We start from the raw sequence: 20,645 nt of genomic DNA on the forward strand, positions 1-20,645 counted from the left end.
AAACGCATTTTTGTACAGTAGTTTGAATTCCTTATATATGTAATTTAATTACGTAACTACTTACATTTTTGCCTGAATTATTATTTGGCCGTCAAAACCGAGCAATTGCCTGAAAATTGTTTTAATTCAGTGTTTTGAGTTATTGCTCTATATCGCTTAACGTATTGATTTTAAATGGTTTGGTTGTGTGTCTCGTTTGTCTAATTGAACTGGGGGATTTGCAATTGTTGATTTGTTGCGGCAACGTAAACAAAGCGTTAAGACAACTGGCGACTGAATGACCCTGAAATGACTACTGATAAAAGTAGTGATTAAGTTACAAGCCGTAAGGGAGCGTAAGATGACGGATATACAGACTCTACCCAATCATGAAGTAAAATTATCTCTGCAGACACCGCTATCTGAGCAGCAGAAAGAGATTTTGAACGAAGAGGCTTTCCAGTTTGTAGAGCGACTCGTCCAGCGTTTTGCTTCGCGTATCCCCCAATTGCTGGCTGCTCGCGAACACCGCCAGCTGGCGGTTGATGCCGGGGCGTTGCCGGATTTTCTGGCCGATACGGCGCATATTCGTGAAGAAAGCTGGACGATCCGCAATATTCCTGCGGATCTTCAGGATCGTCGAGTGGAGATCACTGGGCCGGTTGAGCGTAAGATGGTGATTAATGCTCTGAACGCCAATGTAAAAGTCTTTATGGCCGACTTCGAGGACTCTTTTGCTCCAGCCTGGGACGAGGTAATCGCGGGCCAGCGTAACCTGCGTGACGCTGTAAATGGCACCATTTCCTATACCAATCCACAAACGGGCAAAGAATATCAGCTGAGTGAGGATCCGGCGGTGCTGATTTGCCGGGTACGAGGGTTGCACCTTCCTGAAAAGCACCTGCTGTGGCAAGGACTGCCTATCCCCGGATCTTTATTTGATTTTGCCTTGTACTTTTACCATAACTACAAACAGTTATTGGCAAAAGGGAGCGGCCCTTATTTCTATCTTCCAAAATTACAGGCCTACCAGGAAGCGGCCTGGTGGAGTGATGTATTTAGCTTTACGGAAGATGAATTTGGTCTGCCGAGGGGAACAATCAAAGCCACCGTGTTGATTGAAACTTTGCCTGCGGTGTTCGAGATGGATGAGATCCTGTATAGCCTAAAAGATCATATTGTTGGTTTGAACTGTGGGCGTTGGGATTACATCTTTAGCTATATCAAAACATTAAGAAACCACCCTGATCGAATATTGCCTGATCGCCAGGTTGTGACGATGGAGAAACCATTTTTGAATGCATATTCCCGGCTACTGGTTCGAACCTGCCACCGTCGGGGCGCATTTGCGATGGGGGGAATGGCTGCCTTTATCCCGTCGAAAGACCCTGAACGTAATGCATGGGTACTCAACAAGATTCAAACCGATAAATCACTGGAAGCAAGCAATGGCCATGACGGTACTTGGGTTGCGCATCCAGGCTTGGCCGATACGGCCCGTGAAATCTTCGATGAGGTTTTAGGTGAGCGCCAAAACCAGTTGGATATCACTCGTGAAGACGATGCGCCGATTACCGCAGAAGAACTTCTGGCCCCTTGCGAAGGCGAGCGGACCGAAGAGGGGATGCGCCACAACATTCGAGTCGCGGTGCAGTACATCGAAGCCTGGATCTCCGGGAATGGCTGTGTACCCATTTACGGCTTGATGGAAGATGCGGCAACGGCGGAAATATCCCGCGCTTCCATCTGGCAGTGGATTAAACACGGCAAGGCACTCAGTAATGGTGAGGTTGTCACCAAGGCCTTGTTTGAGCAGATGCTGAAGCAGGAGATGACAGTACTTGAACAGGAGTTAGGTACTGAGGTGTTTAAGCAAGGGCAATATCAGAAGGCGGCGGTGCTGATGTCGCAGCTAACGACCAGCGATGAGCTGGTTAACTTCCTGACATTGCCGGGATATGAATACCTGAAATAGCAGCAAGTAGAGGTAAGGGTAAGACAGGTAACTGCTTGTTTTGTTGTTGGCAGTGCCTGAAGAAGCCTGAGAAAAAGTTTACCGATAACGAATACGTTAAGCGGATTATCGCCAAATGAAACGAGGGACATCATTATGACATTGACTCGCCAGCAACAAATCGAAGCTATTGAAAAAGACTGGGCTGAGAATCCACGTTGGAAAAACGTAAAGCGTACTTATACCGCAGAAGAAGTTATCAACCTGCGCGGCTCGTTTGCCCCGGCTAATACGATTGCCCAGCGCGGTGCCGATAAGCTGTGGGATTTGGTTAATGGCTCGGCAAAAAAGGGCTACGTTAACTGTCTTGGTGCTCTGACGGGAGGCCAGGCCGTCCAGCAGGCGAAGGCTGGTATTGAGGCAATTTACCTCTCGGGCTGGCAGGTCGCTGCCGATAACAACACCGCTTCGACCATGTATCCGGATCAGTCATTGTATCCCGTCGATTCGGTACCGGCAGTGGTTAGTCGAATTAACAATGCGTTCCGTCGTGCCGATCAGATCCAGTGGTCTAACGGTGGTAGCCCGGAAGAGGGCATTGATTATTTCCTACCGATAGTCGCGGATGCTGAAGCTGGTTTTGGTGGGGTCCTCAATGCTTATGAATTGATGCGCAATATGATTGATGCCGGTGCCGCCGGGGTTCACTTCGAAGATCAGTTGGCTTCGGTGAAGAAGTGTGGTCACATGGGTGGCAAGGTGTTGGTGCCGACTCAGGAAGCGGTACAGAAATTGATTGCGGCTCGCCTTGCTGCTGATGTCGCGGGAACCACAACGCTGGTGATTGCCCGTACCGATGCCAATGCCGCGGATTTGCTGACTTCAGATTGCGACCCGTATGACAAAGACTTCATTGTCGGAGAGCGTTCATCAGAAGGCTTCTATCGCGTTCGTGCGGGTATTGATCAGGCGATTGCCCGTGGTCTGGCGTATGCGCCGTATGCTGATCTTATCTGGTGTGAAACAGCCACCCCGTGCCTGGAAGAAGCTCGTAAGTTTGCAGAAGCCATCCACGCACAGTACCCCGATCAGCTGCTGGCCTATAACTGCTCGCCGTCATTTAACTGGGAGAAAAACTTAGATGCCGAGACCATTGCCAAATTCCAGCAGGAACTGGCTAATATGGGCTATAAGTACCAGTTCATTACGCTGGCAGGTATCCACAACATGTGGTTCAACATGTTTGAACTGGCTCATGCTTATGCACAGGGTGAAGGCATGCGTCATTACGTTGAGAAAGTACAGCGTCCGGAATTTGAAGCGGCCGATAAAGGTTATACCTTTGTTGCTCACCAGCAGGAAGTGGGTACCGGTTACTTCGATAAGATGACCAATACCATTCAGGGTGGCCAGTCTTCGGTGACGGCACTGACTGGCTCGACAGAGGAAGATCAGTTCTAATTTAGATTTATCCTAGCAACTCGTTGTTATCTTTGGGTTATCCGTAGCTATTGCTACAGAGATTGATGTGACACATAACAATAGAAAGACCCCCTTCCTATGTTATGGCCTCGGGAGCGCTTAGCGCTCCTTTTTTTTGTTACTGCTGCGAACGGTAGGTCTGCGCTGCTTGGATGACTTGCGGGTAAATCTCCTGAAATCGTTGCTCTAGAGTGCTGTAATGCTTGTTTATCAGCGCCGGGCAATTTGCGAGCTGATGCAGCTTTGGGCGCCGGAGTGCCATGCGCTCCAGGGCCGTGGTGATCGTGTGTTGCTCCTGATATTGCAGTAACCACTGCTGCTGCCACATACGCGACATGGTCAGCCGATAGCTATCAGGCAAATTATCCTGATACTGCTCAACCTGCTGTTTGGCTTGCGAGACAAAATCAGTGAGGGAAAGCGTATGATAATGTTGCCAGTGCTTGGCAAGGAAGTGATCCCACGTGATATCGAGGGCAATTCCACTAACCCTTCTGGTGTCTGCGGTGAAGAGTTGCCGACACCGCAACACTTCAGGCATCGCGTCAATGTAGCTATCGACAAAGCGATGAAGTTTTATCCCATCTGCGACTGAGCGGGAGTATTGAGTATAAGGATCTCCGCGGACGAAATCAGCCAGCAGGTTCCCTGCTAGATGGCTGTTACAGCGATCAGCAAGATGCAGATGAGCAAGAAAATTCATACCCCCTAGTATAGGTTGGTATCACTCTCATCTGTTGGCTCAATTTCTTCTTGGATCTCCAGCAAGTTAATGGCTATCGCGACAAAATCGGAATCCGTAATAATTCCGACCAGTTTGTTGTGATTTACCACGGGCAAGCAGCCGATTTTGTGTTTTTGCATATAGATAGCGGCTTCTTTGAGGCCTGCATGGGGTTCAACAGTGCTGATGTTGCGATGCATACTTTTTTCTAGCGGAATATCCAGTGCGGAGATGAAGCTGTTTTTAGATAGCTGCTCAAAGCTGGACTCTTGAGCAGATAAAATATCCCGCTGGCTGATCAGACCGATGAGATGGTTGTCTCTGTCGGTAATCGGTACGTGATGGATCCCCATATCTTTCATAAGATTCTTTGCATCAGCCAAAGTATGGGAAGGCGTAAGAGTGTGTGGGTGCGGTGTCATCATATCTGCGACAGTAAACATAAAAGCCTCCGTAGCAACGGTTAATTAATCCATTTATTTTTCAACCAACTGGTTTCTCTCTGCTTACTCTATGTAATGTAGCTAATCCTGAGCTCACGACCTATGACCCGAGTCAAATATTTAAGTAGTTATTCTCATGTTGGAGACATGTTTTCAATAAGTTAAAACTGAGATCGTGTCATATAATTAATAAACAACATTCCATGTAGGTATAACTTGATGTGTAAGTTGTTGGTTAGGTTGTTGTTATTCATGATTTCAGGTGTTCCTTTTCTGGCTATTGGTTCAGAGGGGCAGGCAATCGATGCAAAGATAATTGGGGGGATACCGGCAGCAGAAAATGAGCTTCCCTGGCAGGCCTATTTGAATATGACCTTTCCTGATGGATCGGGTGGTGAGAACACATTTCTTTGTGGCGGTGTCGTGGTTAGTGAAAATGTAGTACTGACCGCCGCTCATTGTGTAAGGCATGACGGCGATACCGTAACACCTTCGAATATTAAGGTTTGGGCGGGCATTATTCATGTGTTTAGTGCCAATAATCTCAATACCATATCTGTTAGTGAAATTATTGTTCACCCATCTTACAACTCTTCCCGCTTTGCCAATGATATCGCAATTATCAAGCTTGATAGTGCGCTACCCGACGGGGCCAAGCCTCTCCGAATGGCAGACCGAGCTACTCAATCTCGAGCCGATAACGCTTTTGCTAATGGCTGGGTGGAAAATGGTGAACGGGAGCCTAATTTATTGGTCTCTGGCTGGGGAACGACAGTCCCAGTTGGCTCAGGCCAAGGTTCAACCATCTTACAGCATACGTTGCTCTCTGGAGTGCCAGATTCGATTTGTGGCAATAGCGACAACTGGGGCTCAAATATTCGTTCCAGTGATTACCCAATTTATCTCTGTGCCGGCTCGGTCTCGCCGGATAAGGGACGAGATAGCTGTTTTGGCGATTCCGGCGGGCCGTTAGTCTGGCAGGATCCCCAAGTTGCCGGAGATAGTGACTTTGGATTACGTTTGGTTGGCCTGGTGAGCTTTGGCGAAGGGTGTGCAGGGGCTCTGCCTGGCGTGTATACCGAAGTTGCGAATTACCAGGACTGGATTCAGGAAGAGGGGGGGGCGGTAGCTCAGACTCAGCCTGTATTTGAAATGAATCCGTTTGAGGCCGACTTTGGTGATGCCGGTGCCGGGCTTGTTGCTGCCGGCTCTTCCTCTGGCGGTAGCGGCAATGGTGGCAGCGGTGGGAATATGGGCTGGTGGACCATGCTAGGCCTGATCTTGGCTGGGTTCATGCGATGCAATATTAGTCGCTTCACCGTTAGTAGAGAACAAGGTTAGCTGAGATCAAGGAGATTATCGCTTCGGTGGCAATGGTCTCCATCTTTGCTTGATATTGCAGTCTGGCAGCCTATACTAGCTGCCTGCTGTAATTTAGGGCCCGAAAGATGCAAGTTTCTGATTTTCACTTTGACCTTCCTGATGAGCTGATTGCTCGTTACCCACAACCTCAACGCACAGCCAGTCGTCTGCTTCAGCTGACCGGCGATACCGGTGAAGTTCAGCACAAAGGCTTTAAAGATGTGCTTGATCTGGTTCAGCCTGGCGATCTGCTGGTATTTAACAATACCCGAGTGATCCCTGCTCGAATCTTCGGCCGCAAAGCCTCTGGCGGTAAATTGGAAGTGCTGGTTGAGCGAATGCTTGATGATAAAAGCATCTTAGCGCATGTGCGTGCTTCGAAATCACCGAAGCCGGGCAATGAGTTACTGCTGGGTGAAAATGACGAGTACCAGGCAGAAATGGTTGCACGTCACGACGCGTTGTTTGAGATCCGCTTTAACAGCGAAAAAACTGTACTGGAAATTCTGGAAGATGTTGGTCATATGCCGCTTCCTCCTTATATTGACCGCCCAGACGAAGATGCCGACAAAGAGCGCTATCAGACCGTATATAACACCAAGCCAGGTGCTGTTGCTGCGCCGACGGCCGGCTTGCACTTTGATGATGAGATCCTAGAAGCCATCAAGGCGAAAGGGGTTAACTTTGCGTTTGTTACCCTGCATGTTGGTGCGGGTACATTCCAGCCGGTACGTGTCGATAGCATTGATGACCATCACATGCACTCGGAGTATGTTGAAGTACCTGAAGATGTGGTTACAGCCATCAATGAAACCAAAGCCAATGGCGGCCGCGTTGTCGCTGTGGGCACAACCTCAGTTCGTTCTCTGGAGAGTGCGGCTCAGGATGCCGTGAAGAACGGTACTGAGCTGAAACCTTTCTTTGGTGATACCGATATCTTTATTTTCCCTGGGTATGAGTTCCAGCTGGTGGACGCACTGGTGACTAACTTCCACCTGCCAGAATCAACGTTAATCATGCTCGTCAGTGCATTTGCGGGCTATGAGCATACGATGAATGCCTATAAACTGGCAGTAGAGAATCAGTACCGGTTCTTTAGCTACGGGGATTCGATGTTCATCACCCGTAACAATAAATAAACTGAACTAACGCTGTTAAGTCAGTGTCTCTTAAGGCTGCTTTTGTTAAAATCGCAGCCTTTGTCGGCTTTATCGAGCAGACAACAGAGCATGGCAACTTATGTGGTTGAATTTGCCATGACTATTTATTTTCTTCCGCTAGGCTTTATGGCGTAGCAGAAAAATACTCTGAACAGGGTGTAATACCTGTCGGGATATGTAAGTGTACAAATACTTATATTGACTGATGCAGAGTAAAATGTGCAGTTAGGCAAGCGGCCTTTTGTACTTGAGTCCCGTTTTGGGAATTGACGTCAGATTGTTTCTCTGGCTTTTGGAGGCTTTGTGAAATTTGAATTAGATAAAACTCAGGGGCGCGCTCGTCGTGGTCGCCTGCAGTTTGAACGTGGAACAGTAGAAACCCCAGCATTCATGCCGGTTGGTACTTACGGCACCGTGAAAGGAATGACACCTGAAGAAGTAAAAGATACAGGTGCTCACATTCTGTTGGGCAACACTTTCCACCTGTGGCTTCGCCCTGGTCAAGAAGTGATGAAAATGCACGGTGACCTGCATGACTTTATGAACTGGCAAGGCCCTATCCTGACCGATTCAGGCGGCTTCCAAGTATTCAGCCTAGGTGCAATGCGTAAAATCACCGAAGAAGGTGTACATTTCCGTAACCCGGTAAACGGTGACAAGATTTTCATGGACGCTGAGAAGTCGATGGAAATTCAGAAAGATTTGGGTTCTGACGTTGTGATGATCTTCGATGAGTGTACACCGTACCCGGCAACACACGAAGAAGCGAAAAAGTCGATGGAAATGTCACTGCGTTGGGCACAGCGTAGCCGTAACCACTTTGATAAGCTGGAAAACCCTAACTCGCTGTTCGGTATCGTTCAGGGTGGCGTGTACGAAGATCTTCGTGATGTGTCTGTAGAAGGCCTGACCAAGATTGGTTTTGATGGCTACGCGGTGGGTGGTCTGGCGGTTGGTGAGCCAAAAGAAGATATGCACCGCATTCTTGAGCACACCTGTCCACAGCTACCTGAAGATAAGCCACGTTACCTGATGGGTGTGGGTAAACCAGAAGACCTGGTTGAAGGTGTACGTCGTGGTATCGATATGTTCGATTGCGTAATGCCGACCCGAAATGCCCGTAATGGTCACCTATTTGTGACCGGTGGTGTGATCAAGATCCGTAATGCGAAACATAAAACCGATACAACCCCTCTAGATCCGCATTGTGACTGTTACACTTGTCGCAATTACTCTAAGGCGTATCTGTATCATCTAGATAAGTGTAATGAAATTCTAGGTGCACGCCTTAACACAATCCATAACTTACGTTACTACCAGCGCTTGATGGAAAGTATTCGTAATGCGATTGAAGAAGATCGTTTCGATGCGTTTGTAGAAGAATTCTATGCGCGTCGCGACCGTGAAGTTCCACCGTTAAAAAACGCTTAACAATAAACGAGGACGTTAATAAATGAGTCTTTTCATTTCTCAGGCACATGCCGCAGCTGAAGGTGCACCACAGGGCGGCGGTATGCAGCTTTTCATCATGCTGGGTCTGTTCGCAGTTATCTTTTACTTCATGATTTACCGTCCGCAGGCGAAGCGCGTTAAGGACCATAAGAGCCTAATGTCTTCCATGGGCAAAGGTGACGAAGTGCTAACCAACGGTGGTCTAGTGGGTAAAATCACTAAAGTTTCTGAAGAGAACGACTACATTGTGATCGCACTGAATGACACTACAGAAGTAACAATCAAGAAAGATTTCGTTTCTGCTGTATTGCCAAAAGGCACAATGAAATCTCTGTAATTTTTGGCTTTGAAGGATCACAGCAGTGTTAAACCGTTATCCCTTGTGGAAGAACCTGATGGTGGTGTTTACACTGATCATCGGTTTGCTTTATGCACTTCCCAATGTTTACGGTGAAGATCCGGCAATTCAAATCTCCGGGGCGCGTGGCGCCTCGGCAGATATGTCTACGCTGGATGCAGTCACCGAAGATTTAAAACAAAATAATCTCTCCTATAAATCTGTCGCTTTCGAAAACGGTACTGTACTGGTCCGCTTTAACGACACTGATACACAAATCAGTGCTCGCGATATTCTTAACGAACAGCTTGGCGACGACTTTGTTGTTGCTCTCAACCTCGCAGCTTCTACTCCAGACTGGCTTGAATCCATCGGCGCAACCCCAATGAAACTGGGCCTTGACCTGCGCGGCGGTGTGCATTTCTTGATGGAAGTAGACATGGACGCCGCGATGGACAAATTGCTGGGTCAGCAGGAAGAGACTTTCCGTACTGAATTGCGCGAAGCGAAGATCCGCTACCGTGCGATCAGCAAAACTGATACATCAGTAGAAGTGCGCCTGCGTAATGCAGAACAACTGTCTCAGGCTAAAAATGAGCTGGCTAAACTTCATCCGGACATGCTGTTTAGCGACGATGACAGCAATAGCCGCTTTGTACTGAGCGCCGAGTTCACCGAAGCTCGCCTTCAGGAGATCCGTAACTACGCCGTCGACCAGAACATCACTATTCTGCGTAACCGTGTGAATGAGCTGGGTGTCGCCGAGCCATTGGTACAGCGTCAGGGTGCAAACCGAATTGTTGTTGAACTTCCGGGCGTTCAGGATACAGCACGAGCGAAAGAAATTCTGGGGGCAACTGCAACCCTAGAGTTCCGCGAAGTGGATAGTGTGGCTGATTTGGCTGCTGCGGCTGCTGGTCGTGTTCCGGCAGGCAGTGAAGTGAAGTACACGCGTGATGGTCGTCCTGCGGTACTGAAAAAGCGTGTGATCCTGTCGGGTTCGCACATCACTGATGCAAGTTCAAGTGCTGATGAATACGGTCGTCCGCAAGTTAACATCTCGCTAGATAGCGAAGGTGGCAGCAAGATGACTGCTTTCTCACGCAACAACGTGGGCAAGCTGATGGCAACGGTATTCACCGAGTACAAAGACAGCGGTGATCGTGATGCTAACGGCAAAGTGATTCTTGAGAAGCACGAAGAAGTGATCAACCAGGCCACTATTCAGACTGCATTGGGCCGTAATTTCCGTATTACCGGTATCGATTCTCAGTCTGAAGCGCATAACCTGGCTCTGCTACTGCGTGCCGGTGCGTTGATTGCGCCAATCTCGATTGTCGAAGAACGTACTATTGGTCCATCAATGGGTCAGCAGAATATCGATATGGGTATTCAGGCGATGATCTGGGGTATGATCGCGGTAATGCTGTTTACCCTGGTTTACTACCGTCGCTTCGGCCTGTTTGCCAACATGGCATTGCTGATGAACCTGGTGATGATTATCGGTGTGATGTCGATGATCCCGGGTGCGACCATGACCTTACCGGGTATAGCCGGTATCGTATTGACGGTCGGTATGGCTGTCGATGCCAACGTTCTGATTTTTGAGCGTATCCGTGAAGAGCTTCGTGAAGGGCGCAGTCCTCAGCATGCGATTCAACAGGGGTATGCGAATGCATTCAGTACCATTGCCGATGCCAATATTACTACCCTGATCACGGCGATCATTTTGTTTGCTGTGGGTACCGGTGCTATCAAAGGTTTCGCCGTTACACTTTCTATCGGTATCTTGACGTCGATGTTTACGGCGATTGTAGGTACTCGTGCCATGGTTAACCTGGTTTACGGCGGCAAGCGCGTCGATAAACTGTCGATCTAAGGAGACGCTGACATGTTTCAAATAATGAAAGCGGATAAAGTGATCGACTTTATGCGTTGGTCGAAATGGGCATTTGTTCTTTCGATTATTATGATTATCGCGGCAATTGGTACCGTTACCACTCAGAAACTGAACTGGGGACTGGATTTTACCGGTGGTACGCTGATTGAAGTGGGTTTTGAGCAGCCTGCCGATTTGGTCCAAATCCGTGAATCGCTTGAAGGTGCTGGTTTTGGCGATGCGATTGTCCAGAACTTTGGTACTGCCCGTGACGTGATGGTTCGTCTGCAGCCGCGTGAAGATGCAAAAGGTGAAAAACTGGGTAACCAGATCATCGATGCATTGAAGGCGGGTACTGGTCAAAATGTTGAAATGCGACGTATCGAGTTCGTTGGTCCGAATGTGGGTGACGAGCTGGCGGAAGCGGGTGGCCTGGCAATTCTTGTTTCGCTGATCTGTATCTTGCTTTACGTTTCGATGCGTTTCGAATGGCGTCTGGCAGCCGGTGCCGTATTGGCTTTGGCGCACGATGTGATCATTACCATCGGTATTTTTTCGTTTACTCAGATTGAAATCGACCTGACGATCGTGGCGGCGCTGTTGACCGTTGTCGGTTACTCGCTCAACGATACCATCGTGGTATTTGACCGTATTCGTGAAAACTTCCGTAAGATGCGTAAGGGCGAGCCGATTGAGGTGATGAACAATTCAATCACCCAGACGCTTAGCCGTACGTTGATCACCTCTGCAACGACTTTGTTCGTGGTTATCGCCCTGTTCCTGAAAGGCGGTAGCATGATCCACGGTTTCGCTGCGGCGTTGCTGATTGGTATCACTGTCGGTACTTACTCTTCTATCTATGTGGCTTCGGCTCTGGCGCTTAAACTGGGCATTGTCCGTGAGCACCTGATGCCAACACCGGTAGAGAAAGAAGGTGAAGAGTTTGACGCGATGCCGTAAGGGCAGAGTGTAAATTCACTGAATAAAAAACGGAGCCGTCAGGCTCCGTTTTTGTATCTGTTGATCGTTGTTTAGTTTGGTATTACTTAGTTTGCCACTCACTGACCGGACGTTGCTTACCGCCATTCATAGGATTTCCTTGCTCAAGCAGCTGGCGAAGCTTGGTATTGTGCGAAAGATCCAGCGCTTTCAAGGCGTTGTTTCTGACATTGAGCTCAGTTAGCGCTGGATTGCGAGACAGGTCCAATTCAGTAAGTTCATTGTCTGCGACAAACAATGCGCGCAGCTTGGGCAGCTGGGAAACATTCAATGTCTCGAGTTCATTATTGGTCAGGACCAGTTTTTCCAGGCGTTCGGCCTTAGGGAGTGTCAAGGTGTCAATTTCGTTATGGCTAAGACGTACTTCACGGAGGTCATGGTTTTCTGACAGGTCTAGTGCGCTGATCTGGTTATCACTTAGCTTGAGATAGCGTAGTTCTGGATTGTCAGACAGCTCCAGGCTTTCTAGCAGGTTATCATCGAGAGATAGTTTACGAAGGTTTTCGAAGTATTTCACCTCGGCGGCGGAGCGGATATTAAGGTCTTCACAGTCCAGTTCGGTAATATCGTCGGGGTAGGTTTCGCCTGTCTTCAGTACGCAGGCACGGAAGTTCAGGTCGGCGAAGGGAATAGCTTCAACGGTATCGTAATGTTGTTCGCAGCCGTTTAGCAACAAAGGGAGCGAACAGGCCAATAGGGTGTTGATAAACAGAGGGCGTATCTTGCATGCGGGCATCAATATCACCTAAAAAGAATGCAGTTTGGTATAAATGTGCTTTTATACGGTCTATCTAACTGTATTAAAATAAGAAAAAGCCCCGACATCGCTGCCGGGGCTTTCACATCATCGAACCGTTATTAACGATTACTTAGTCAGTGCTTCGCTACCGTGTTCACGGATCTTAGCAAGCATTGGCTTAACTACGCGTGCGTTACCAGCAACGATGTTGCCAGACGTCAGGTAGTTAGTGTTGCCAGTAAAGTCAGTACAGATAGCACCTGCTTCACGTGCGATTAGTTCACCCGCTGCCAGTTCCCAAGGCTTCTGGCCAAGTTTGAATACACCGTCAACACGGCCAGCTGCCAGGTAGCAAAGATCCAGTGCAGTTGAACCACACTGACGCATGTCATCACATTCGATGAATAGTGCGTTTTGGATCTTCATGTAGCTTTCAGCGTGTTGCTTAGCAGCAAAAGGAAGGCCAGTTGCTAGCGTAGTACCGCTTAGGTCGCGAGGCTGGGAAGCACGAACACGCTGGCTGTTAAGCTGAGCGCCTGAGCCACGAGTTGCAGTGAATAGTTCGTTACGAGCAGGATCGTAAACAGCAGCAACTTCTGTACGGCCACGCATGCGTAGGGCTACAGAGATTGCGAAGTGAGGTAAACCGCGAACGAAGTTTTTGGTGCCATCCACTGGGTCGATGATCCACTGACACTCTTTGTCTTTACCTTCTTTGTTACCAGTCTCTGCACCAATAATGCAGTGATCAGGGTAAGACTTAAGAATAGTGTCGATAATGATAGCTTCAGCTTCTTTATCGATATTGGTAACAACATCATTACCTTTGTTAGCAACTTCAATAGATTGAGGTTTTTCTAGAGATTTAATGACATGGTCACCAGCCTTTCGCGCAGCGCGAATGGCGATATTTAGCATCGGATGCATAGGATCTTCCCAACGGATGTTAAAGAACTAAAAAGCGGCGGCGAGTATATCAGAGCTAGGGCAAAAAGGAAGTGGTTATTTTTTGCACGAGATAACTTTTACACAAACGGGTAATGTTTTTACATGTTTTCTCCATTTTTAAGATGGCTGTGTTAAAATCCATACGCTTTAAGAATTAGTCGGAAAATAGCGTCTTCATGTTAGATAAAATCAGTGTTGTTTTAATTGGTACCTCTCACCCGGGTAACATCGGCTCAGCGGCACGTGCCATGAAAGTAATGGGCTTAACGAACCTTGTCTTGGTTGATCCTGCGTGTGAGATTGATGAAAAAACTTACGCTCTGGCTGCTGGTGCGGCGGATGTTGTCGAGAATGCCAAGGTTGTATCAACACTGGATGAGGCTATTGCTGACTGCGGCCTGGTTGTTGGCTCGAGTGCACGCTCCCGTACACTGGAGTGGCCACAACTCGATCCTCGCGAGTGTGGTATTAAGTCGGTTAACGAAGCAAGTGCGCATAATGTTGCGATCCTGTTTGGCCGTGAGCGTACTGGCTTGACCAATGAAGAACTGCAAAAGTGTCATTGCCATGTGTATATCCCAGCCAACCCTGAGTATAGCTCTCTGAATTTGGCGATGGCGGTACAGACTGTCAGCTATGAAGTTCGCATGGCCTTTCTCGAGCAGCAAAAATATGCCGGCGAAACCAAGGTAGAAGAGTACCCACGTACAAAAGAACTAGAAATGTTCTACGAGCACCTTGAAAAAGTAACCACCCAGACCCGATTTATTAATAAGAACCATCCGGGTATGGTGATGACCAAGTTGCGTCGCCTGTTTACCCGAGCTCGCCCAGAGCAGCAGGAGTTGAATATTCTGCGTGGTATCTTATCCTCAGTCGAAAAATCGCTAGAAAGTCGCGACAAATAGACGTATAAACCTTATGGTTAAAAGCTTGACCAAAATGGTCAGGTAAATACTTGACCGTTTTAGTCGGGTATGCGACACTCCTCCCATACATATAAGTGGGTAGCGGTGTGTTATGAGATTGACATCAAAAGGAAGATACGCAGTTACAGCCATGCTGGATGTGGCTCTGCATTCTCAAGACGGTCCTGTTCCTCTGGCTGATATTTCAGAGCGCCAGGGGATTTCACTGTCTTACTTGGAACAGCTTTTCTCTCGCCTGCGCAAGGCTGGCCTGGTAGCCAGTGTTCGTGGTCCGGGTGGTGGTTACCGCCTCGGTGAAGACCCGAATGATATTGCCGTAGGGATGGTTATTGCAGCTGTTGATGAATCGGTCGATGCTACCAAGTGCCACGGAAAAGGCGATTGTCAGGGCGGCGTGCGTTGCCTGACACATGCCCTGTGGCGCGATTTGAGCTCCCGCATCAGTGGCTTTTTAAACAACATCACTCTTGGTGAGTTGATGCGAGACAATGACGTACAAGAAATCTCTGATCGTCAGGATCAGGTATTACATAAAACGTCATTTGGAAATAATAATACACACGACAGCGCCCCGATAGGTGTCGATGTTCGCTCCTAGAGACTAGACGTCCGTGTTTTCGGAGATGAAGATGAAACTGCCAATATATTTTGATTATTCCGCTACTTGCCCAGTAGATACCCGTGTTGCTGAGAAGATGATGCAATGCCTGACTATGGATGGTAACTTCGGCAACCCGGCTTCTCGTTCTCACCGTTATGGTTGGCAGGCAGAGGAAGCAGTCGATACGGCACGTGAAAATATTGCTGATTTGCTTAATGCAGATCCTCGTGAAATCGTCTTTACGTCAGGTGCTACTGAGTCTGACAACTTGGCGATTAAAGGTGCGGCACACTTTTACGGCAAGAAAGGTAAGCACGTTATTACCTGTAAGACAGAGCACAAAGCCGTGCTGGATCCATGCCGCCAGCTAGAGCGCGAAGGTTATGAAGTGACCTATCTTGAGCCAGAATCAAACGGCTTGATTGATTTGGCAAAGCTGCGTGATGCCATTCGTGAAGACACGGTTCTGGTTTCCATCATGCATGTGAACAATGAAATTGGTGTGATTCAGGACATCGCGGCAATTGGTGAAATGTGCCGTGAGAAAAAAGTGATTTTCCATGTAGATGCAGCACAATCTGCTGGTAAACTGCCTATCGATGTTCAGGAAATGAAAGTTGATCTGATTTCCCTGTCTGCGCACAAAATTTACGGACCTAAGGGGATTGGTGCTCTTTACGTTCGTCGTAAACCACGTATTCGCCTGGAAGCACAGATGCACGGTGGTGGTCATGAGCGTGGTTTCCGCTCTGGTACGCTGGCGACACACCAAATTGTTGGTATGGGTGAAGCATGCCGTATCGCCAAAGAAGATATGGACAAAGACTACCAGCATGCTCTGGCGTTGCGTAACCGCCTGCTTGAAGGTCTGAAAGATATCGAAGCAATGACGATCAATGGTGATTTGGAGCAGCGTCTACCAAACAACCTAAACATCAGCTTCGCTTTCGTTGAAGGTGAATCACTGCTGATGGCGCTGAAAGATCTTGCGGTATCTTCAGGTTCTGCTTGTACTTCAGCCAGTCTTGAGCCTTCGTATGTTCTTCGTGCGCTGGGTCTGGATGATGAACTGGCACATAGCTCAATTCGCTTCTCTTTCGGTCGCTTCACGACGGAAGAAGAAGTAGACTACGCAATCTCGCAAATCCGCGGTGCGGTTGAGAAATTGCGTGAAATGTCTCCTTTGTGGGATATGTATAAAGAAGGTGTTGACCTAAACACTGTCGAGTGGGCACACCACTAATCTTGCGGTCATAACGTATCCGAGGAAATTATCATGGCATATAGTGAAAAAGTCATCGATCATTATGAGAACCCGCGTAATGTGGGCTCATTTGACAAAAACGACAAAAACGTTGGTAGCGGCATGGTGGGTGCACCGGCTTGTGGCGACGTAATGAAACTTCAGATCAAAGTGACTGAAGAAGGCATCATCGAAGATGCGAAATTCAAAACATACGGCTGCGGCTCAGCGATTGCTTCAAGCTCGCTAATCACCGAATGGGTGAAAGGCAAGAGCCTGGATGAAGCGGCTTCTATTAAGAACTCAGCGATTGCTGAAGAGCTTGAGTTGCCTCCGGTAAAAGTTCACTGTTCAATTCTTGCAGAAGATGCAATTAAAGCGGCAGTAAGCGATTACAAAAAGAAACACGAAGATAATTAATTCCTAAAGGGTTGCTGTATGGCCATTACGATCACTGAAGCGGCGGCAAGTCGCGTAGCTACTTTCCTAGAGAATCGAGGCAAAGGCATCGGCCTGCGTTTAGGTGTCCGCACTTCAGGATGTTCAGGAATGGCTTATGTCCTCGAGTTTGTTGATGAACTCAATGAAGGGGATCAGGTATTTGAAGAGAAAGGTGTAAAGATCATCATTGATGCTAAGAGCCTTGTTTATCTCGACGGTACCGAGCTGGATTTTGCCAAAGAAGGGCTGAATGAAGGTTTCCAGTTCAACAACCCGAACGTATCAAGCGAATGTGGTTGCGGTGAAAGCTTCAACGTCTAATTGCTGTTTCAACTGAGCCTGATCACTGTGCTTTCGCATAGGAATCAGGTTTAGTTTTTTATAGATACGAGAGCCTGTTTATTTTTCAAAGCCACACCTGTAAAGAGTGAAAAAAGCGTCAGACAAGGCACGAAGAATGTGGTTTAGCAGGCCTAAATGAATTCTGAGTAACGCAGTATGACGCTTTTTTAGCCTTTCGCCGAAGGGCTGGGGCTATTTTCCCCGCTAACTACGTTGTCAGAATGCCAAGATAGCGGGCTATGATTGAACTCTTCTGCCTGTTACCAGAGAAAATAGCCATCAGCAGTTGTGGCGATGAAAAATAAACAGGCTCTATACGATATGAATCATTTCGAATTATTTGGGCTACCTTTTCAGTTTGAGCTGGATGGTGGCCTTCTTTCAACTCAGTTCCGGGAACTGCAACGTCGTTTCCACCCAGATAATTTCGCAACAGCTTCCGAACGTGACCGCCTCATGGCTGTACAGAAAGCCGCGCAAATTAATGATGCCTTTCAAACGCTGAAAAACCCGATTTCTCGAGCAGAGTACATGCTGTCTGAGAAAAAAATGGATATTCGCGGCGAGCAAAAGACGTTACAAGATCCTGAGTTTTTAATGCAGCAGATGGAACTGCGTGAAGCTCTCGAAGAAATCCCTGAAGCCAGTGATCCAGAAGCCGCCCTGTTTGACTTTGAACAGCAGGCATCGGCGCTTTATAAATCACAGCTGGTCGATCTCGAGCAATTATTAAATCAAGAAAGCTGGGAGCAAGCGGCAGATGCCGTGCGTAAACTTAAGTTTATTGTTAAGCTGCGTGAAGAAGTTGAGCGTCTTGAAGAGACCTTGCTTGATTAATCTTTTCCGACTCCAGCACTAACTCCACAGGAACGATAATGGCACTGTTACAGATTGCTGAACCGGGTCAAAGTGCAGCACCGCACCAACATAAACTGGCGGTGGGTATTGATCTGGGTACTACAAATTCTCTCGTTGCTGCTGTTCGCAGCGGCGCTACGGAAACGTTAAAGGACGAGCAAGGGCGTTCGATTTTGCCGTCAGTTGTGCATTATGGCGAAGACGCCGTACTGACAGGCTATTCAGCTAGGGAACTGGCTCAACAAGACCCTGAGAATACGATCTTTTCCGTGAAACGTATGATGGGGCGCTCGCTGGCTGATATTCAGCAGCGTTACCCGCAGCTGCCATATCAGTATCAGGCAACCGACAACGGTCTGCCTCAGCTTGTCACCCGTAGTGGCTCGGTAAATCCTGTTCAGGTCTCGGCAGAGATCCTGAAGACGTTGACTGAGCGCGCAACAGAAACTTTGGGCGGTGATCTGGAAGGTGTGGTTATTACTGTTCCTGCCTATTTTGACGATGCCCAGCGCGCGGGTACCAAAGATGCAGCGAAACTGGCGAATCTGAATGTTTTGCGCCTGTTGAATGAGCCAACCGCAGCGGCGATCGCCTATGGCCTAGACTCCGGCCAGGAAGGCGTGATTGCGGTTTACGACCTTGGCGGCGGTACGTTCGATATCTCAATTTTACGCCTGTCAAAAGGTGTGTTTGAGGTAATGGCAACCGGTGGTGACTCTGCACTGGGCGGAGATGATTTTGATCACTTGCTTGCTGGCTGGATTGCTGAGCAAGCTGGATTGGAAGCTAACCTATCGGCACAGCAGCTACGTGCCCTCCATGATGCGGCGACAGCCGCCAAAATTGCCCTGAGTGACGCGGATGAAGCCAGCATTGATGTTCTTGGCTGGCAGGGAGCGGTTAGCAAAGAGCAATTCAATACGCTGATCCAGCCACTGGTGAAGAAAACCCTGATGGCCTGCCGTCGAGCGATCAAAGATGCTGGTATCGACATTGACGAAGTGATTGAAACCGTGATGGTCGGTGGTTCGACCCGCGTACCGCTGGTGCGTGAAATGGTGGGTAATTACTTTGGCAAAGAGCCATTAACATCGATTGACCCGGATCAGGTTGTCGCTATCGGCGCGGCTATCCAGGCTGATATCTTGGCGGGCAACAAGCCAGATGCTGATATGTTGCTGCTGGATGTTATCCCGCTATCTCTGGGTATCGAGACGATGGGGGGGATGATTGAAAAAATCATTCCTCGAAATACTACAATTCCTGTGGCCCGTGCCCAGGAGTTTACTACCTTCAAAGATGGCCAGACAGCAATGTCTGTTCATATTGTGCAGGGCGAACGTGAAATGGTGAGTGATTGCCGCTCACTGGCACGTTTTACACTGCGTGGAATCCCGGCAATGGCTGCGGGTGCCGCACACATTCGCGTGACTTATCAGGTTGATGCTGATGGCTTGCTGTCAGTGACCGCGATGGAAAAAAGCAGTGAAGTGCAGTCGTCGATTCAGGTGAAGCCGTCATACGGTTTAACCGATGACGAGATCGCGACCATGATCAGTGACTCGATGGCCTATGCACAGGAAGACAAAGACGCCCGTACCCTGGCTGAGCAACAGGTTGAAGCGGACCGTGTTTTGGAAGGCTTGATAACAGCGCTGGCGGCAGACGGTGATACGTTGCTGACCAAACAAGAGCGTGACGAGCTGGAAGCAGTCATGATGGAACTTGTTCAATTACGTCAGGGCACCGACCCGCGTGCGATTGAAGAAGGTATTAAGAAAACAGATAAAGCCAGCCAGGAATTTGCCTCTCGCCGAATGGATCAGTCCATTCGTCAGGCGCTGGCCGGTCAATCGATTGATGAGGTTTAGGCATGCCTAAAATTGTTGTACTACCCCACGAAGAACTTTGCCCAGAGGGTGCAGTATTGGAAGCCGAAACCGGCGAAACCGTACTGGATGTGGCGCTAAAAAATGGTATTGGTATTGAGCATGCTTGCGAAAAGTCATGTGCATGTACGACTTGCCATGTTGTTATTCGTGAAGGTTTTGATTCACTGGAAGAGAGTGATGAGCTGGAAGATGACATGCTGGACAAGGCGTGGGGGCTTGAGCCTGAGTCGCGTCTAGGATGCCAGGCGAAAGTGGCTGATGAAGATTTGGTGGTCGAGATCCCGAAATATACCCTGAATCTAGCATCTGAAAACCACTAAGCTAGATAGCTGTCTGCTCATTGCTGCTTCAGGCATGGGCAGACCAGCTACAATAGGTAATACTATTTAGGTGAAGTTAGTAAGGAAATAGCATGGGCTTGAAATGGATTGACTCGCGAGAGCTCGCAATTGAGCTGTCTGAACACTACCCTGAGATTGACCCCAAAACCATTCGTTTTACCGACCTGCATGACTGGATTTTGCAGTTGGAAGATTTTGACGATGATCCCGAACATTGCAACGAGCGTATTTTAGAAGCGGTGCAGATGTGCTGGATAGAAGAAGCGGACTAACGCTACCGTTTAACCCGACACCACCGATTTCCTTATTTTCCCCTTATTTCCCCCTTCCAAGTGCAGGATGACTCATTAACTGCTGAGTTTCCCTGTAATTCGATCTTGCTCTTAGTCTTGATGTAAACAGCTTGTTTGTTTTGACTCCAACGTGCAGAGTAACAATAATCTCTGAAATTTATGTTGATTGCGATAGGATCAACTTCATTTTTGCTTTGTTAGCAGGCGATTTGGCCTGTTTCGTTGGTCTTCGGCTTGTTATTGCCTT

At 48.3% G+C, this 20,645-nt stretch carries 21 protein-coding genes; 17 read left to right on the forward strand and 4 right to left on the reverse strand.

Annotation, left to right across the window (positions count from 1 at the left end; translation table 11 throughout):
- Positions 1-340: 340 nt before the first annotated feature.
- Together aceB and aceA are read left to right on the forward strand one after the other, a co-directional pair.
- Positions 341-1,954: a malate synthase A gene (aceB, locus tag MD588_RS04305; protein ID WP_265695659.1), complete on the forward strand. Its 1,614-nt coding sequence runs from the start codon at positions 341-343 to the stop codon at positions 1,952-1,954.
- 135 nt (positions 1,955-2,089) lie between these two features.
- Positions 2,090-3,394 (forward strand): isocitrate lyase, encoded by a 1,305-nt coding sequence (gene aceA / locus MD588_RS04310; RefSeq protein WP_265695660.1) that lies wholly within the window; start codon positions 2,090-2,092, stop codon positions 3,392-3,394.
- 139 nt (positions 3,395-3,533) lie between these two features.
- Here the strand turns inward: aceA and MD588_RS04315 are convergent, their stop codons facing one another.
- Together MD588_RS04315 and MD588_RS04320 are read right to left on the reverse strand one after the other, a co-directional pair.
- On the reverse strand, positions 3,534-4,118 hold the full coding sequence (locus MD588_RS04315; protein ID WP_265695661.1) for an acyl carrier protein phosphodiesterase: 585 nt from the start codon (positions 4,116-4,118) through the stop codon (positions 3,534-3,536).
- A gap of 5 nt (positions 4,119-4,123) precedes the next feature.
- Positions 4,124-4,582, reverse strand: coding sequence for a CBS domain-containing protein (locus tag MD588_RS04320; protein WP_265695663.1), 459 nt, complete (start codon positions 4,580-4,582; stop codon positions 4,124-4,126).
- Positions 4,583-4,834: 252 nt separating this feature from the next.
- On the opposite strand from MD588_RS04320, the gene MD588_RS04325 reads away from it, so the two are divergent.
- The 6 genes from MD588_RS04325 to secF all read left to right on the forward strand — a co-directional run bounded on the left by MD588_RS04325 (position 4,835) and on the right by secF (position 11,732).
- Complete coding sequence (locus MD588_RS04325; RefSeq protein ID WP_265695665.1) at positions 4,835-5,923, forward strand: S1 family peptidase; 1,089 nt, start codon at positions 4,835-4,837, stop codon at positions 5,921-5,923.
- A gap of 107 nt (positions 5,924-6,030) precedes the next feature.
- On the forward strand, positions 6,031-7,083 hold the full coding sequence (gene queA / locus MD588_RS04330) for a tRNA preQ1(34) S-adenosylmethionine ribosyltransferase-isomerase QueA (RefSeq protein WP_265695666.1): 1,053 nt from the start codon (positions 6,031-6,033) through the stop codon (positions 7,081-7,083).
- Positions 7,084-7,407: 324 nt separating this feature from the next.
- Complete coding sequence (tgt, locus tag MD588_RS04335) at positions 7,408-8,535, forward strand: tRNA guanosine(34) transglycosylase Tgt (protein WP_265695668.1); 1,128 nt, start codon at positions 7,408-7,410, stop codon at positions 8,533-8,535.
- 22 nt (positions 8,536-8,557) lie between these two features.
- Positions 8,558-8,893 carry a preprotein translocase subunit YajC gene (gene yajC / locus MD588_RS04340; protein ID WP_265695669.1) on the forward strand — a complete coding sequence of 112 codons (336 nt, stop codon included), beginning with the start codon at positions 8,558-8,560 and terminating at the stop codon, positions 8,891-8,893.
- Between the two features lie 25 nt (positions 8,894-8,918).
- The gene (gene secD / locus MD588_RS04345; RefSeq protein ID WP_265695670.1) at positions 8,919-10,772 is read left to right on the forward strand and encodes a protein translocase subunit SecD; all 1,854 of its coding nucleotides are present in this window, start codon (positions 8,919-8,921) and stop codon (positions 10,770-10,772) included.
- Positions 10,773-10,784: 12 nt separating this feature from the next.
- Positions 10,785-11,732: a protein translocase subunit SecF gene (gene secF, locus MD588_RS04350; protein WP_265695671.1), complete on the forward strand. Its 948-nt coding sequence runs from the start codon at positions 10,785-10,787 to the stop codon at positions 11,730-11,732.
- Between the two features lie 82 nt (positions 11,733-11,814).
- Here secF and MD588_RS04355 read toward each other — a convergent pair whose 3' ends face one another.
- Both MD588_RS04355 and suhB read right to left on the reverse strand, forming a co-directional pair.
- Complete coding sequence (locus MD588_RS04355) at positions 11,815-12,507, reverse strand: leucine-rich repeat domain-containing protein (RefSeq protein ID WP_265695672.1); 693 nt, start codon at positions 12,505-12,507, stop codon at positions 11,815-11,817.
- 129 nt (positions 12,508-12,636) lie between these two features.
- Positions 12,637-13,437: an inositol-1-monophosphatase gene (suhB, locus tag MD588_RS04360; RefSeq protein WP_265695673.1), complete on the reverse strand. Its 801-nt coding sequence runs from the start codon at positions 13,435-13,437 to the stop codon at positions 12,637-12,639.
- A 197-nt stretch (positions 13,438-13,634) separates the two neighbouring features.
- Here suhB and trmJ point away from each other — a divergent pair, with 197 nt between their 5' ends.
- The 9 genes from trmJ to iscX all read left to right on the forward strand — a co-directional run bounded on the left by trmJ (position 13,635) and on the right by iscX (position 20,377).
- The gene (gene trmJ / locus MD588_RS04365; protein WP_265695674.1) at positions 13,635-14,366 is read left to right on the forward strand and encodes a tRNA (cytosine(32)/uridine(32)-2'-O)-methyltransferase TrmJ; all 732 of its coding nucleotides are present in this window, start codon (positions 13,635-13,637) and stop codon (positions 14,364-14,366) included.
- A 112-nt stretch (positions 14,367-14,478) separates the two neighbouring features.
- Positions 14,479-14,985, forward strand: a complete 507-nt coding sequence (gene iscR, locus MD588_RS04370; RefSeq protein ID WP_265695677.1) for a Fe-S cluster assembly transcriptional regulator IscR — start codon at positions 14,479-14,481, stop codon at positions 14,983-14,985.
- 31 nt (positions 14,986-15,016) lie between these two features.
- Positions 15,017-16,231, forward strand: a complete 1,215-nt coding sequence (locus MD588_RS04375; RefSeq protein ID WP_265695679.1) for an IscS subfamily cysteine desulfurase — start codon at positions 15,017-15,019, stop codon at positions 16,229-16,231.
- A gap of 33 nt (positions 16,232-16,264) precedes the next feature.
- The gene (gene iscU, locus MD588_RS04380; RefSeq protein WP_265695681.1) at positions 16,265-16,651 is read left to right on the forward strand and encodes a Fe-S cluster assembly scaffold IscU; all 387 of its coding nucleotides are present in this window, start codon (positions 16,265-16,267) and stop codon (positions 16,649-16,651) included.
- Between the two features lie 18 nt (positions 16,652-16,669).
- Complete coding sequence (gene iscA, locus MD588_RS04385; protein ID WP_265695682.1) at positions 16,670-16,993, forward strand: iron-sulfur cluster assembly protein IscA; 324 nt, start codon at positions 16,670-16,672, stop codon at positions 16,991-16,993.
- A 342-nt stretch (positions 16,994-17,335) separates the two neighbouring features.
- On the forward strand, positions 17,336-17,851 hold the full coding sequence (hscB, locus tag MD588_RS04390) for a co-chaperone HscB (RefSeq protein ID WP_265696094.1): 516 nt from the start codon (positions 17,336-17,338) through the stop codon (positions 17,849-17,851).
- 38 nt (positions 17,852-17,889) lie between these two features.
- Positions 17,890-19,743, forward strand: coding sequence for a Fe-S protein assembly chaperone HscA (gene hscA / locus MD588_RS04395; RefSeq protein ID WP_265695683.1), 1,854 nt, complete (start codon positions 17,890-17,892; stop codon positions 19,741-19,743).
- Positions 19,744-19,745: 2 nt separating this feature from the next.
- Complete coding sequence (fdx, locus tag MD588_RS04400) at positions 19,746-20,084, forward strand: ISC system 2Fe-2S type ferredoxin (RefSeq protein WP_265695684.1); 339 nt, start codon at positions 19,746-19,748, stop codon at positions 20,082-20,084.
- A 92-nt stretch (positions 20,085-20,176) separates the two neighbouring features.
- Positions 20,177-20,377 (forward strand): Fe-S cluster assembly protein IscX, encoded by a 201-nt coding sequence (iscX, locus tag MD588_RS04405; RefSeq protein ID WP_265695685.1) that lies wholly within the window; start codon positions 20,177-20,179, stop codon positions 20,375-20,377.
- Positions 20,378-20,645: the final 268 nt, after the last annotated feature.

Source organism: Photobacterium obscurum (assembly GCF_026191635.1).
Lineage (GTDB): Bacteria > Pseudomonadota > Gammaproteobacteria > Enterobacterales > Vibrionaceae > Photobacterium > Photobacterium obscurum.

What these genes read in the sequence shown, in the direction of transcription:
- aceB (WP_265695659.1), top strand. Translation starts at nt 341, where the DNA reads ATGACGGATATACAGACTCTACCCAATCATGAAGTAAAATTATCTCTG.
- aceA (WP_265695660.1), top strand. Translation starts at nt 2,090, where the DNA reads ATGACATTGACTCGCCAGCAACAAATCGAAGCTATTGAAAAAGACTGG.
- MD588_RS04315 (WP_265695661.1), bottom strand. Translation starts at nt 4,118, where the DNA reads ATGAATTTTCTTGCTCATCTGCATCTTGCTGATCGCTGTAACAGCCAT.
- MD588_RS04320 (WP_265695663.1), bottom strand. Translation starts at nt 4,582, where the DNA reads ATGTTTACTGTCGCAGATATGATGACACCGCACCCACACACTCTTACG.
- MD588_RS04325 (WP_265695665.1), top strand. Translation starts at nt 4,835, where the DNA reads ATGATTTCAGGTGTTCCTTTTCTGGCTATTGGTTCAGAGGGGCAGGCA.
- queA (WP_265695666.1), top strand. Translation starts at nt 6,031, where the DNA reads ATGCAAGTTTCTGATTTTCACTTTGACCTTCCTGATGAGCTGATTGCT.
- yajC (WP_265695669.1), top strand. Translation starts at nt 8,558, where the DNA reads ATGAGTCTTTTCATTTCTCAGGCACATGCCGCAGCTGAAGGTGCACCA.
- secF (WP_265695671.1), top strand. Translation starts at nt 10,785, where the DNA reads ATGTTTCAAATAATGAAAGCGGATAAAGTGATCGACTTTATGCGTTGG.
- MD588_RS04355 (WP_265695672.1), bottom strand. Translation starts at nt 12,507, where the DNA reads ATGCCCGCATGCAAGATACGCCCTCTGTTTATCAACACCCTATTGGCC.
- suhB (WP_265695673.1), bottom strand. Translation starts at nt 13,437, where the DNA reads ATGCATCCGATGCTAAATATCGCCATTCGCGCTGCGCGAAAGGCTGGT.
- trmJ (WP_265695674.1), top strand. Translation starts at nt 13,635, where the DNA reads ATGTTAGATAAAATCAGTGTTGTTTTAATTGGTACCTCTCACCCGGGT.
- iscR (WP_265695677.1), top strand. Translation starts at nt 14,479, where the DNA reads ATGAGATTGACATCAAAAGGAAGATACGCAGTTACAGCCATGCTGGAT.
- MD588_RS04375 (WP_265695679.1), top strand. Translation starts at nt 15,017, where the DNA reads ATGAAACTGCCAATATATTTTGATTATTCCGCTACTTGCCCAGTAGAT.
- iscU (WP_265695681.1), top strand. Translation starts at nt 16,265, where the DNA reads ATGGCATATAGTGAAAAAGTCATCGATCATTATGAGAACCCGCGTAAT.
- iscA (WP_265695682.1), top strand. Translation starts at nt 16,670, where the DNA reads ATGGCCATTACGATCACTGAAGCGGCGGCAAGTCGCGTAGCTACTTTC.
- hscB (WP_265696094.1), top strand. Translation starts at nt 17,336, where the DNA reads ATGAATCATTTCGAATTATTTGGGCTACCTTTTCAGTTTGAGCTGGAT.
- hscA (WP_265695683.1), top strand. Translation starts at nt 17,890, where the DNA reads ATGGCACTGTTACAGATTGCTGAACCGGGTCAAAGTGCAGCACCGCAC.
- fdx (WP_265695684.1), top strand. Translation starts at nt 19,746, where the DNA reads ATGCCTAAAATTGTTGTACTACCCCACGAAGAACTTTGCCCAGAGGGT.
- iscX (WP_265695685.1), top strand. Translation starts at nt 20,177, where the DNA reads ATGGGCTTGAAATGGATTGACTCGCGAGAGCTCGCAATTGAGCTGTCT.